This window comes from Streptomyces sp. TAA040 (assembly GCF_000424845.1).
In genome coordinates, this window is the sequence record NZ_AUKR01000008.1 from 224,286 (window position 1) to 236,831 (window position 12,546).

The 12,546-nt window shown below is 71.9% G+C and carries 11 protein-coding genes and 1 pseudogene; 4 read left to right on the forward strand and 8 right to left on the reverse strand.

Annotated features, from left to right (window positions below; translation table 11 throughout):
- The first annotated feature begins 91 nt into the window (after positions 1–91).
- A complete protein-coding gene (galE, locus tag H300_RS0109085) occupies positions 92–1,099 on the forward strand; it encodes a UDP-glucose 4-epimerase GalE (RefSeq protein WP_028427184.1) in 1,008 nt (335 codons plus the stop codon).
- Positions 1,096–1,500 (forward strand): hypothetical protein, encoded by a 405-nt coding sequence (locus H300_RS0109090; protein WP_037979682.1) that lies wholly within the window; start codon positions 1,096–1,098, stop codon positions 1,498–1,500. Before galE ends, H300_RS0109090 begins: the two co-directional genes overlap by 4 nt.
- Here H300_RS0109090 and H300_RS0109095 read toward each other — a convergent pair.
- The 6 genes from H300_RS0109095 to H300_RS0109120 form a co-directional block, all read right to left on the reverse strand.
- Positions 1,469–3,082 carry a glycosyltransferase family 39 protein gene (locus H300_RS0109095; protein ID WP_078515829.1) on the reverse strand — a complete coding sequence of 538 codons (1,614 nt, stop codon included), beginning with the start codon at positions 3,080–3,082 and terminating at the stop codon, positions 1,469–1,471. The genes H300_RS0109090 and H300_RS0109095 overlap by 32 nt on opposite strands.
- Positions 3,083–3,219: 137 nt before the next feature.
- Positions 3,220–5,193, reverse strand: coding sequence for a 1-deoxy-D-xylulose-5-phosphate synthase (gene dxs, locus H300_RS0109100; RefSeq protein ID WP_078515830.1), 1,974 nt, complete (start codon positions 5,191–5,193; stop codon positions 3,220–3,222).
- A gap of 204 nt (positions 5,194–5,397) precedes the next feature.
- Positions 5,398–6,696, reverse strand: a complete 1,299-nt coding sequence (locus tag H300_RS0109105; protein ID WP_028427188.1) for an ABC transporter permease subunit — start codon at positions 6,694–6,696, stop codon at positions 5,398–5,400.
- Positions 6,693–7,472, reverse strand: coding sequence for an ATP-binding cassette domain-containing protein (locus H300_RS0109110; protein ID WP_028427189.1), 780 nt, complete (start codon positions 7,470–7,472; stop codon positions 6,693–6,695). The genes H300_RS0109105 and H300_RS0109110 overlap by 4 nt, the downstream gene beginning before the upstream one ends.
- Positions 7,473–7,611: 139 nt before the next feature.
- Positions 7,612–8,715, reverse strand: coding sequence for an ABC transporter substrate-binding protein (locus H300_RS0109115; protein ID WP_028427190.1), 1,104 nt, complete (start codon positions 8,713–8,715; stop codon positions 7,612–7,614).
- Positions 8,716–9,035: 320 nt separating this feature from the next.
- Positions 9,036–10,235 carry an ROK family transcriptional regulator gene (locus tag H300_RS0109120; RefSeq protein ID WP_028427191.1) on the reverse strand — a complete coding sequence of 400 codons (1,200 nt, stop codon included), beginning with the start codon at positions 10,233–10,235 and terminating at the stop codon, positions 9,036–9,038.
- A 458-nt stretch (positions 10,236–10,693) separates the two neighbouring features.
- On the opposite strand from H300_RS0109120, the pseudogene H300_RS29950 reads away from it, so the two are divergent.
- Positions 10,694–10,957, forward strand: a pseudogene (locus H300_RS29950) (helix-turn-helix domain-containing protein); the annotation flags it as partial.
- Positions 10,958–11,034: 77 nt separating this feature from the next.
- On the opposite strand, the gene H300_RS25885 reads toward H300_RS29950, so the two are convergent.
- Both H300_RS25885 and H300_RS0109140 read right to left on the reverse strand, forming a co-directional pair.
- Entirely contained in the window at positions 11,035–11,328 is a 294-nt protein-coding gene (locus H300_RS25885; RefSeq protein ID WP_486583670.1) for a hypothetical protein, read from the reverse strand.
- Positions 11,329–11,330: 2 nt separating this feature from the next.
- On the reverse strand, positions 11,331–11,795 hold the full coding sequence (locus tag H300_RS0109140) for a type II toxin-antitoxin system Phd/YefM family antitoxin (protein WP_028427193.1): 465 nt from the start codon (positions 11,793–11,795) through the stop codon (positions 11,331–11,333).
- Between the two features lie 192 nt (positions 11,796–11,987).
- On the opposite strand from H300_RS0109140, the gene H300_RS0109145 reads away from it, so the two are divergent.
- Positions 11,988–12,546, forward strand: a 559-nt coding sequence (locus tag H300_RS0109145; protein ID WP_028427194.1) for an IS256 family transposase, incomplete at its 3' end; no start/stop codon positions are given.

Below are 12,546 nucleotides of genomic sequence, written 5' to 3' on the forward strand. Positions count from 1 at the left end.
GCCGACCGCGGTCGGCCCCGTCGGCGGCGCCCGTTCGCACCCGGTGCGGACGGGCGCCACCCGTGTCCGCCCGCCCCCGTAGACTTCGCGGATGACCTACCTCATCACCGGCGGCGCCGGCTACATCGGCGCCCACGTCGTCCGGGCCCTCACCCTGGCCGGAGAGCGCGTCGTCGTGCTGGACGACCTGTCCACCGGCGTGCGCGAGCGCGTCCCGGCCGAGGTGCCCTTCGTCGCGGGCTCCACACTGGACGAGGCACTGCTGGAGCGGACGCTGGCGGAGCACGGCGTGACCTGCGTGGTGCACCTGGCGGCGAAGAAGCAGGTCGGCGAGTCCGTGGAGCAGCCGCTGCGCTACTACCGCGAGAACGTGCAGGGCCTCCAGGTGCTGCTGTCGGCGATGGCCGCAGCCGGGGTGGCGCGCCTTGTCTTCTCCTCCTCCGCGGCCGTGTACGGCATGCCGGAAGCCGAACTGGTCACCGAGGACACCCCGTGCGTCCCGATCAGCCCCTACGGCGAGACCAAGCTCGCCGGGGAGTGGCTGGCCCGGGCAGCGGGGCGCGCGCACGGTATCTCCACCGCCTGCCTGCGCTACTTCAACGTCGCGGGCTCGGCGACTCCGGAGCTGTCCGACACCGGGATCTTCAACCTGGTGCCGATGGTCTTCGAGCGGCTCACCGACGGCCTGCCGCCGCTGATCTTCGGGGACGACTACCCGACCCCGGACGGCACCTGCGTCCGGGACTACATCCACGTCGAGGACCTCGCCGCGGCGCACGTCTCCGCCGCCCGCGCGCTGGTCCCCTCTCCGGCGGGCACCGAACTCACGTTCAACATCGGCCGCGGCGAGGGCGTCTCGGTGCGCGAGATGATGGACCTCGTCGTCGAGGTGACCGGCCGCGGCGACCTGCCGGCCGAGGTGGCTCCGCGGCGGCCCGGCGACCCGGCGCGGACCGTCGCCTCCGCCGAGCGGATCACGGAGGCCCTGGGCTGGACGGCCCGGCACGACGTGCGCGCGATGGTCGCCTCGGCCTGGGAGGGCTGGCTGCTGCGCCACCCGTCCGCGGCGACCGCCGCACCGTCCGCCGCGGAGGGCTGACGGTGTCCGCGCCGCTCCTGCTCGTCGTGGACGCCGCCAACGTCGTCGGCTCGGTGCCGGACGGCTGGTGGCGGGACCGCAGGGGCGCCGCGGCCCGCCTCCGCGACCGGCTCGCCGGCCACGCGGCCGAGGGGTTGCCGGAGCTGCCCGGCCCGTGGGAGTGCGTGCTCGTCGTGGAAGGCGCGGCGCGCGGCGTGGAGCAGGTCGAGGGCGTGCGGGTGGTCGCCGCGGAGGGCAGCGGGGATGACGCCGTGGTGGCGCTGGTCGCGGCCGAGGCGCGGGGGCGCCGCTGCACCGTGGTCACCGCGGACCGGGGTCTGCGGGAGCGGGTCCGGGCGCTGGGAGCCGGCGTGGCGGGCCCCGGCGCGGTCAGCGGGGCGGGTCGGCGAGGACGTGGATGACGGAACCGTCCACCACCGCGACCTGCTCGTACTGGGCGGCGAGCACCTGGCGCAGCCGGGGCATCCGCGCCGCCGCGAAGGGCTTCCCGCGTGAGTCGTCGACGATGACCCTGGGCGGGTCGGTGGTGAGTTCGGCCATCAGGGTGGGCCAGCTCCCGTCCATGCCGTACCGCTCCCCCACCGTGGGGCCGTCGCGGCCACCACTGAAGTTGGTGAGCAGCCCGGCGGTGAGGTACCGGGAGCCCGGTCTGCGGTCGGCCAGCCAGTAGTTCTCGGGGTGCATGCCCCAGAAGAGCACCTCGTCCTCCGGACCGGTGCGCTGCTGGACGGCCTCGGCCAGCCGCTGGGAGTGGTCGAGTTCCCCCCGGTCGGCGTTCCCGGCCCAGCCCAGGAAGAGAACGGCCGTCGCGGCGGAGCAGACGGCCGTGGCGCGCAGCCAGTCCGCGGTGAGCAGGTGCAGCGACCCGGCGCTCAACAGGGCCAGCGGCGGCAGCAGTTGCAGGTAGTAGTGGCCGAAGAAGTGGAAGCCGGTCAGTACGGCCAGCGCGGAGGCGGCCAGCCACACCCACAGCTCCGCGGTGAGCACCCGGCGGTGGTCCGGCCGCCGGCGCAGCACGACGAGGAGGGGCAGCAGCAGGCCCGCGACGCCTCCGGCGAAGACCAGGGTGTTGACGATGCCGCGGCCGAGCACGTGCAGCTCCGAGCCGGTGAAGGAGGCGTACGAGCCGGAGCCGGTGACCGTCCAGAACAGGCAGCGGTCGACCCCGGTGACGAGCGCCGCGGCCACCAGCGGCACGGCGAACCCGGCGGCCGTCCGGGCCAGCGCCTGCCGGCGGAGCGGCCCGTACGGCACGGCGCGCCACAGCACGAACAGCACCGGCAGCAGGACGGCGCCGCCGGTCTGCTTGACCAGCACCGCGCCCGCCACGGCCAGCCCGGCACCCAGCCAGTGGCGCCGGTCCGCGCACCACATCGCGGCGGCGGTGAAGGGCAGCATGAAGACCTCGAACCCGGCCGCCTGGGCGTCCTCCGGGTTGAGGCCGATGGAGGCCACCAGGAAGAGCAGTCCCGCGGCGGCTCCCGCCCGGTCGCCCCAGAGGCGGCGTGCGAGGGAGGCGAGCAGCACGGCGGTGGCCAGGACGGAGAGCACCGCGAGTACCCGCAGCGGCAGGAGCGAGGAGTCACCGAACACGGCGAACGCGGCCCGGTAGATCCAGGGCATCAGCGGCGGTTTGCGGTCGACGACCGTCTCGTAGAGGGTCCCGCCGTCGGCCAGCATCCGGGCCTGGGTGGCGAGGAAGCCCTCGTCGGGGTTCCAGACGGGCCGCTGGAAGGACGGCAGCCGGACGGTGACGGCGACGACCGCCAGCACCGGCAGCAGCCTCAGCCAGTAGCCGGTGGAGCCGGGTTCGGCCACCGCGGACACCCCACGGGCAACGGTGGAGCGCAGGCGGCCCGGAGCCGCGGGCACGGCGCGGGGACGCGCGGCCCCCGGCCGCAGCAGCAGCGGGCCACCGCCCACCTCGGGCGACCGGGGACGCGGGGGAAGCGGCCTGCCCTGCTGCGGCTCGGGGGATGGCATGGGGCCAACCTATCGGGCACCGCCGGGCCCCCCGGCGACCGGTGGGGCGCCGATGGCCACCCCGCCGGGGCGGAGGCCGCCCCGGCCTCAGTCGCGTGCCGCCTCCCGCTCGGGCGCGGCGGCGCTCCCCCGCCCGTTCACCCGCGGACGGGGCTCCTCGTAGCGCCCGTCGATCCGGGCGACCCGTCGATCCGAGCGACGAGGCCGGTGACCTGCCGTGCGATGTCCGGAGCGGTCAGACCGATCTCGGCCAGCACCTCCTTGCGCGTGGCGTGGTCGAGGAAGCGCGACGGGATGCCGAAGTCCCGCAGCGGCACGTCCACGCCCGCGTCCCGGAGAGCCTGTGCGACCGCGCTGCCCACACCGCCCGCCCGGCTGTTGTCCTCGACGGTGACCACCACCCGGTGGCGTTCGGCGAGCGGGGCGAGCGCGGCGTCGACCGGCTTGACCCAGCGGGGGTCCACCACGGTGGTGGTGATGCCCTGCTGGTCCAGCAGCCCGGCGATGTCCAGGCACATCGGGGCCAGCGCGCCGACCGAGACCAGCAGCACGTCCGGCCGCTCGGCGTCCTCGGCGCGGTGCAGGACGTCCATGCCGCCCGCGGTGCCGATCGCGGGGACGGCCGGGCCGACGGCGCCCTTGGAGTAGCGCACCACCGTCGGCGCGTCGTCCACCCGGACGGCCTCGTCAAGCTGGGCCCGCAGCTGCTCGGCGTCCCGCGGGGCCGCGATCCGCAGGCCGGGGACGACCTGGAGGAGCGACATGTCCCACATCCCGTTGTGCGAGGCGCCGTCGGTGCCGGTGACGCCGGCCCGGTCCAGGACGAAGGTCACGCCGAGTCCGTGCAGCGCGACGTCCATCAGCACCTGGTCGAAGGCCCGGTTGAGGAAGGTCGCGTAGACGGCGAACACCGGGTGCAGGCCGCCGGTGGCCAGGCCCGCGGCGGAGACCACGGCGTGCTGCTCGGCGATCCCGACGTCGTAGACGCGGTCGGGGAACTCCGCGGCGAACCGGTGCAGGCCGGTGGGGCGCATCATCGCGGCGGTGATGGCCACGATCTCCTCGCGCTCGCGGCCGAGCCGCACCATCTCCTCGGCGAACACCGAGGTCCAGTCCGCGCCGGAGGAGGAGACGGGCAGACCGGTGTCGGGGTGGATCACCCCGACGGCGTGGAACTGGTCGGCCTCGTCCAGGCGCGCGGGCTGGTAGCCGCGGCCCTTCTCGGTGAGGCAGTGCACGATGACCGGCCCGGCGAAGCGTTTGGCCCGGTGCAGCGCGGATTCGACGGCGGCGATGTCGTGGCCGTCGATCGGGCCGATGTACTTCAGGCCCAGGTCCTCGAAGAGGCCCTGGGGGGCCACCAGGTCCTTGAGGCCCTTCTTGGCGCCGTGCAGCGTCTCGTACAGCGGCCTGCCCACCACCGGGGTGCGGTTGAGGACCTCCTTGCCGCGGGCGAGGAAGCGCTCGTAGCCGTCGGTCATCCGCAGCGTCGCGAGGTGGTCGGCGAGGCCTCCGATCGTCGGCGCGTAGGAGCGCTCGTTGTCGTTGACGACGATGACGAGCGGGCGGTCCTGCGCGGCGGCGATGTTGTTCAGCGCCTCCCAGGCCATGCCGCCCGTCAGCGCACCGTCCCCGATGACGGCGGCGACCTGGTGGCCGGTGCCGCGCACCTCGTTGGCCTTGGCGAGGCCGTCCGCCCAGCCGAGCACGGTGGAGGCGTGGCTGTTCTCGATGACGTCGTGCTCGGACTCGGCGCGCGACGGGTAGCCGGAGAGGCCGCCCTTGGCGCGCAGCCGGGCGAAGTCCTGCCGCCCGGTGAGCAGTTTGTGCACGTAGCTCTGGTGCCCGGTGTCGAAGAGGACCCTGTCCCGTGGCGAGTCGAAGACCCGGTGCAGGGCTATGGTCAGTTCCACCACGCCCAAATTCGGGCCGAGATGGCCGCCCGTCCTGGCCACGGCGTCCACCAGGAACTCCCGGATCTCCGCCGCCAGCCGGTCGAGCTGCTCGGGGCCGAGCCCGTCGAGGTCGCGCGGTCCCTTGATGCGGGTCAGCAACGCCCACCCGTCACCCCCCGCTCCGGGCTGACGTGCATCGCGCGGCGCCTTTGGCACTGAGCCTCCTTGCTTCGAGCCGGTACAGGCCTGAACCGATCAGCCGAGTCTAATGTTCTGTCCGGAACGAGGTGGTCCGCAGGGTCAGCGAGATGCGTCACGCGCGGGAGTGCCGGGTCGTACGCGGGCACGAATACGCCCGTCCCCGCCGTCCTCTCCCCGCGAGGGGCGACGGCGGGGACGGGCGCGGGGTGCGTCCCCGGCTCAGGTGCGGCCGGCGGTCTTCTGGGTCCGCCGCGAGACCGAGTCGATGACGACCGCGGCCAGCAGCACGCCACCGGTGATCATGTACTGGACGTGCGCCGGGCTGCCGAGGAGCGCCAGGCCGTTGGCGATGGAGCCGATGACCAGCATGCCCAGCAGGGCCGACCAGATCTTGCCGCGACCGCCGAAGAGGCTGGTACCGCCGATGACGGCGGCGGCGATGGCCTCCATCAGCAGGTTTCCGCTGCCGGCGCCCTGGTTCGCCGCGGCGATCCGGGAGGCGATCAGCAGACCACCGAAGGCGGCCATGGTGCCCGCGATGCTGAACACCGAGATGCGGATCAGCGGGACGTTGATGCCGGCCCGCCGTGCCGCCTCGGTGTTGCCGCCCAGCGCGAAGACCTTGCGGCCGTAGGACGTGCGACGCAGCAGCAGGTCGAAGCCGACCAGCACCACCAGGAAGATCAGCAGTGCCAGCGGCAGTCCCCGGTACTGGTTGAGCATGTACGCCGCAACGAGGGAGAGCACGCCGAGCACCGCGGTGCGCACCCCTATCTCGCTCATCGGGCGGGCCGGGATGTCCGCGGCCTTGCGGCGGCGGCTGTCCAGGAACTGGGCGAGGAAGTAGCCGGCGGTGGCCACCAGGGCCAGTCCGTAGCCGGCGGCCACGTCGCTGAAGTAGTGGCTGGACAGCGTGGCGACCAGGCCCTGGTCGTCCAGGTTGATGGTGCCGGTGCTGTCGAGCACCTGGAGCATCAGTCCGTTCCAGGCCAGCAGGCCGGCCAGGGTGACGACGAAGGCCGGCACCCCCACCCGGGCGAAGAAGAAGCCGTGCACCGCACCGGCCAGCGCACCGGTGACCAGCGCGGCGAGCACCGCGAGCCACTCGTTCATGCCCTGGTTCACGGCCAGCACGGCGAACACCGCGCCGGCGAGCCCGCTGACGGAGCCGACCGAGAGGTCGATCTCGCCGAGGAGCAGGACGAAGACGATGCCGACCGAGATCAGACCGGTGCCCACCACGTAGATCGAGAGGTTGCTCAGGTTCTGCGCGGACAGGAAGTTCGGCTCCATCGACTGGAAGATCGCCCAGATGACGATCAGGCCGACGACGACGGGGACCGAACCGAGTTCCCCGCTGCGCATCCTGCGCGTGAAGTCGGTCCAGTAGCCCTTGAAGCCCTGCTGGCGGACGAGCAGCCGCGGGTCGACGAAGCCGGCCTCGGGCACGGCTGCCGTGCTGTCGGAAGCGGTGCCCGGGGTGCCGTCCCCGGGGCTCTGAGAGAGTTCGGTACTCACTGCGTTCCCTCCGCGGTACGCGCCTTGCGGCGGGTCACGGCATTCTCCGTGGCGCCGGTGATGGCGGAGATGACCTCTTCCTGCGAGGTCGTGGCGACGTCGAAGATGCCGTTGTTGCGGCCCAGACGGAGCACCGCGACCTTGTCGGCGACCGCCTTGACATCGGCCATGTTGTGGCTGATGAGGATCACGGCGTGACCGCGCTCGCGCAGTCGCTCGACGAGGTCGAGTACCTGGGCGGTCTGCTCGACGCCGAGCGCGGCGGTCGGCTCGTCCAGGATCACCAGCTTGGGCTCGCCCAGCATCGAGCGGGCGATGGCGACCACCTGGCGCTGGCCGCCGGAGAGCGAGGCGACGGGGATGCGGACGCTGGGGATGCGGATCGAGAGGGAGTCGAGCAGCTCGCGGCTGCGCTGCTCCATCCGGACCTCGTCGAGCACACCGGCTCGCTGGATCTCCCGGCCCAGGAAGAGGTTGCCGACGACGTCCAGGTTGTCGCAGAGCGCGAGGTCCTGGTAGACGGTGGCGATTCCGAGGTCCTGGGCATCGTGCGGGCGCCCGACCGAGGCGGGCTCGCCCTGCCACTCCAGGACCCCTTCGTCGGCCGGGCCGACTCCGGCGATCGCCTTGACGAGGGTGGACTTGCCGGCGCCGTTGTCGCCGACCAGCGCGACCACCTCACCGGCATGGACCTCCAGGCTGACTTCGGTGAGCGCCTGCACGGCACCGAAGCGCTTGGAGATTCCGCGCAACGCCAGGACAGGCGTAGCGGACATGGGGACCAACTCCTAGAAGATGTGCACAGGAACATCCGGCACCGCCCGTGCCCCGGGCGGATGCCGCGGGGCACGGGGGCGGGACCACAACTGCCGTGCCGGGGCCGGTGCGGCGCACCGCACCGGCCCCGGGCCGGGCCTACTTCAAGCCGGCCTTCTCGCAGGCGTCCTGGTACTTGGTCGTGCAGATGTCGTTCAGCTCGTAGAGGCCGTCCTTGAGCACGGTCTCCTCGATGTTGTCGACGGTCAGCGAGACCGGGGTGATCAGCGTGGCCGGGATGCCCTCGGTGGTGGCGCTGTCGATCGTGGTGTCGGCCTTGACGTCCTCGCCGCGGGCCAGGGCGATGGCCATCTCGGCCGCCGCGTCCGCCTCGGGCTTGTACGGCTTGTAGACACTCATGAACTGCTCACCGGCGACGATGCGCTGCACACCGGCGAGTTCCGCGTCCTGGCCGGTGACCGGCGGCAGCGGGTCGAAACCCGCGCCCTTGAGCGCGGTGATGATGCCGCCCGCCATGCCGTCGTTGGCCGAGTAGACGCCGACGACCTTGTCCTTGCCGATCGAGGAGATGGCGCCGTTCATGTTCTTGTTGGCTTCGCTGGGCTTCCACTCGGTGGTGTCGTAGGACTTGCCGACCTCCACCTCGCCCTCCAGGACGGACAGCGCGCCCTTCTTGAACATCGCGGCGTTCGGGTCCGTCGGCGAGCCGTTCATCATGACGATCTGGCCCTCGTCGGCCTTGTCGCCCAGCTCGTCCAGGAGCGCCTGGCCCTGGACCTTGCCGACCTCCTCGTTGTCGAAGGAGGTGTAGGCGGAGATCGGGCCTTCGGCGAGCCGGTCGTAGGCGACGACCGGGATGCCCTCGCTGTCGGCCTTCTTGACCGAGCCGGCGATGGACTTGGCGTCCACCGCGTCGAGGATGATGACGTCGACGTCCTTGGTGATCATCGAGTTCATCTGCTGCTGCTGAACCGAGGCGTCCTGCTTCGCGTTGACGTACGTGATGTCGCAGTCGTCGCAGAGTTCCTTGATCTTCGCTTCGATCAAGGGGCGGTCGAAGTTCTCGTAGCGGGCAGTCTGGTCCTCCGGCAGCAGCAGGCCGACGGAGAGCGGACCGTCCTTCTTCTCTTCCGCGGAGTCACTGCCCCCGCCGGCTTCCTTGGCGCTGCCGCAGGCAGCGAGTGAGGTGGCCATGGCGGTGGCGGCCAGTGCAACGGCGGCACGACGCAGAGTCGCGTTCATAAGGAATACCTCCCTGACGAGGCCGCGACGTTGCGGCCGAGGTGGCGTGAAGTCAACCCGCACCCCGATATTCCGTCAAGAAGTAAATCATTAACGAGATGGCAACGATGCCATGCGTGAACAACCTGAACGCAGAGTGTCCAGCAGCGGGCTTCCCGGATTCCCGTCCGGCCCCACCCGCCGCCGGCCGGCCCGGAAGAGGCGACGGCGACGGGAGCGCTCTCATGCCCCTCCGGGGCACAGCCACCCCGGCATCCGGAGGGGCCCGGAGGGCGTCCGGACAGCCACCGCCTCGGGCCGCCCGAACGCCTTCCCGGGTCTCAGGCGGACGCCACCACCGGCGTCCCGGCGGTGGACTCCAGCAACGGGGCGTCCCCCATCTCGTTGAGCACCAGGGCCAGCGCCCCCAGCACCTCGGCCCTGCCGCCCAGGGCCCCCGGGAGCACCGAGAGCTGGCGGGCCGCGCTGGGGATGGCGTACCGGGACACCGAGTCCATGATCGGGTCGAGCACCAGTCCGCCGGCCTCGGCGAGGTCGCCGCCGAGCACCACCCGGCCGGGGTTGAGCAGGTTGCACAGGTTGGCGACACCGCTGCCGATGTGGCGCCCGATGTCCGCGACCACCCGGCGGCAGCCGGGGTCGCCCTCCCGGGCCAGTGCGACCATCGCGGGCATGGTCAGGTCGGGGCCGTGGCTGGACGCCAGCAGCGGCAGCACGTAGCGGGCGGCGGTGAACGTCTCCAGGCAGCCGCGGTTGCCGCACCGGCAGACCGGCCCCGACTCGTCCAGAGTGATATGCCCGATCTCCCCCGCGGTGCCGCCCGGACCGCGGTAGATCTGCCCGCGTATGACGAGCCCCGCGCCGACACCGCTGGCCACCTTGATGTACGCGAGGTCGGACGCCCCGCGCCCGCTCCCCCAGACCAGCTCCCCGAGCGCGCCGAGGTTGGCGTCGTTGTCGACGTGGACGGGCACGCCGAGCCGGGCGGTCAGCTCGTCGCGCGGGTTGGTCCCGGTCCACCCCGGCAGGATGGCGGTGGAGCCGAGCACGCCGGTCTCCACGTCGATCGGCCCCGGGACGCCCAGCCCCACGCCGATGACCTTGCTGCGCGCGGCACCGGTGGACACAATCAGGCGCTCGACCAGTTGCTCGGCCCGGTCGAACCCCTGGGCCGCCGAGGCGTCCACGTCGATCGGCTCGGACTCCTCGGCCAGCACCTTGTGCGCCAGATTGCCCACCGCGACCCGCAGGTGGGAATGGCCGAAATCGACCCCCACGACGATGCCCGCGTCACCCGAGAGGGAGACGCTGCGCGCTCGCCGCCCGCCGGCCGAGGTGGGGGTCACGTCCACCGTGCCGCTGTCCTTCAGCTCTCTGACGATGTTGGAGACGGTGGCCGCCGACAGGCCCGTCGCCCGCGCGATCTCCGCCTGAGTCAGGGACCCGGCCATCCTCACGGCCCTGATCACGCGCTCCAGGTTGGCCCGGTGCAGCGACGACTGCGACCCCGGTGTCTCCACTACTGATCCACTCCCGCCTGGACGGTGCGGCGCGCCGGCCGCGACCGTCGGCCGCGCCACGACGATGGGGCGCCAGCCTGCTTCCAACACATGAACTCTAAGGGGACCGTCTGCGGTTCTTCCCGTCAAGACCTTGAGCGATGCGGGTGCTCAGATGTGGACGGCGGGGCACACGTGGAGCGCGGAGCCGCGCCGTTCCGGAACACGGCACAGCGCTGTGCCCCGCGGTTCGCGGGGCACAGCCCCGGGGGACGTCGGCGCCGCGGAGGCCCTGCCGCCGCGGCGCCCCCCACCGCCTTTGCGGCAGAGGTGCTTCCGTCGGAGTCATGGATATACAGCAGTGGGCCGAGTACCGCTACCGGGCTGTCCGCGAAGTGCTCGGCGGGTCTGCGATCAGTGAGGTCGCGGCCCGACACGGCACCTGGCGCCAGACCCTGCACAGCTGACGGCGGTTCGAGGAGGAGGGCATGCCCGGTCTACTGGATCGCTCCCGTCAGCCACGGAGCAGTCCCACGCGCCTGTCCGCCGAGGTCGAGGCCGAGATCTGCGCGCTGCGCCGCCGGCACCCCCGGTGGGGTGCCCGCCCGGTCTCCCCCGAGCTGTCCGGCCGCGGGCTGGAGTCGGCGCGGTCGCGGGCCACTGTCCACCACGTGCTGTCCCGCAATGGCCTGATCCGCGCCCAGGAACAGCAGCATCCCCGCACGTACCGCCGGTGGCAGTGATGTGCGACGCTGCGAAACGCGCCTACTTCGTCTCGTTCGGGTGGCTCGTGTGCACCTGCTCCAGGAAGACCGTGCGCTCATGGACGTAGGACCAGACGCGCGGTGCCCTTCGCGGTCGGTTGGTGCTGCCACCGCTCATGCGTCACGCCGCCACGCTCGATGACGCCGAGCTCACCCTTGAGCCGATAGTTCGTCGGCGTCGAGGACAGTGACGTCCGCGTGAGGAAGTCCCAGGTCTCCGTCATGGGGCTGCGGATCGTCGCGACGAGGTCGCGCCATCCCTTCTGCGCGTCGGCTGTGGCGAAGCGGATCTCGTACTCGATCCCCTTCGGAGGGCGAGGAACCAGCTCGCCCCTCTTGGCGACCGCCACGGCTACGGACGCTCCACGGTCTCGTCGTCGTCGAGCCACGCCAGACCGGCGCTGCCGCTGCTGAGCCCGGCCGCGACGGCGGTGGCCGTCTCCTTCCAGGAGGTCAGCTCTGCGATCGCGAGGTGCGGCTGGTCGGTGGAGAACGACGCGCGCCCCGCATCGACGAGGTCCTGCGCGCAGGACTCCCGGTCAGCTGGCGACAGCGCGAGCATCCAGGGAAAGGCCTTGGACATCCGCTCGGCGAGCGAGCCGCGGTCGTCGAGGGTGACAGCGATGAGCTGCGCGGCAAAGTGCAGCAAGCGGGCACGGCCCTCGGCCTCGCGCTGCGACATCAGGACCAGAGCCTCGCCGTCGCGCCGGGTCACCGTCACGGGGTGGTCCTCGGCCTCGGCGAAGACCTCGGCGGAGTGCTTGCTCAGGTCCGAGGAGCGCCGAGTCGCCACGGGGAGGCCTGATGCGATGGTCATGGCTCCATGGCATTCGGAACGTATTCGGAAATCCAGTGGGGCTGCGGAGTGCGTGCGCGAGGGCTCGACCTCCGGATGCGGTCCGATGTCGGATCTCAGCTCAGAGTGCGGTGCTGAGCTGCCCCACGGTAAGCGGCGTCGTGGGGGACTGTAAAACGTTCGGTGTAACTCCTGATCAAGGAAGATGCATCGATGACCAGCGGGAACGTGACCGAGACCGTCAAGGCCGTCGAGCCGCAGTCGGCGAGGGGTGTGGACGACCAGCTCCTCGATGAGTTGGTCGTCCGGGCCCAGGCCGAGGGACTGCGGCTGACCGGCGACGGCGGGTTGCTCCAGCAGCTGACCAAGCGGCTCCTGGAGTCCGCCCTCGAAGGCGAGATCACCGACCACCTCGGCTATGACAAGCACGACCCGGCCGGGAAGAACGGCGGCAACAGCCGCAACGGGACCCGGGCCAAGGCCGTGCTGACGGACGTCGGCCCGGTCGAGATGGCCGTGCCCCGCGACCGCGAGGGCAGCTTCGAGCCGAAGATCGTCAAGAAGCGGCAGAAGCGCCTGACCGGCGTGGGCGAGATGGTGATCTCGCTGTCCGCGAAGGGCCTGACGACCGGTGAAGTCCAGGCACACCTGGCCGAGGTCTACGGCGCCGACGTCTCCCGGCAGACGATCTCCACGATCACCGACAAGGTCATGGACGGCATGGCCGAATGGCAGAACCGGCCCCTGGACGCCGTCTGTCCGGTGGTCTTCA

What these genes read in the sequence shown, in the direction of transcription:
- galE (WP_028427184.1), top strand. Translation starts at nt 92, where the DNA reads ATGACCTACCTCATCACCGGCGGCGCCGGCTACATCGGCGCCCACGTC.
- H300_RS0109095 (WP_078515829.1), bottom strand. Translation starts at nt 3,082, where the DNA reads ATGCCATCCCCCGAGCCGCAGCAGGGCAGGCCGCTTCCCCCGCGTCCC.
- H300_RS0109110 (WP_028427189.1), bottom strand. Translation starts at nt 7,472, where the DNA reads ATGTCCGCTACGCCTGTCCTGGCGTTGCGCGGAATCTCCAAGCGCTTC.
- H300_RS0109115 (WP_028427190.1), bottom strand. Translation starts at nt 8,715, where the DNA reads ATGAACGCGACTCTGCGTCGTGCCGCCGTTGCACTGGCCGCCACCGCC.
- H300_RS0109140 (WP_028427193.1), bottom strand. Translation starts at nt 11,795, where the DNA reads ATGACCATCGCATCAGGCCTCCCCGTGGCGACTCGGCGCTCCTCGGAC.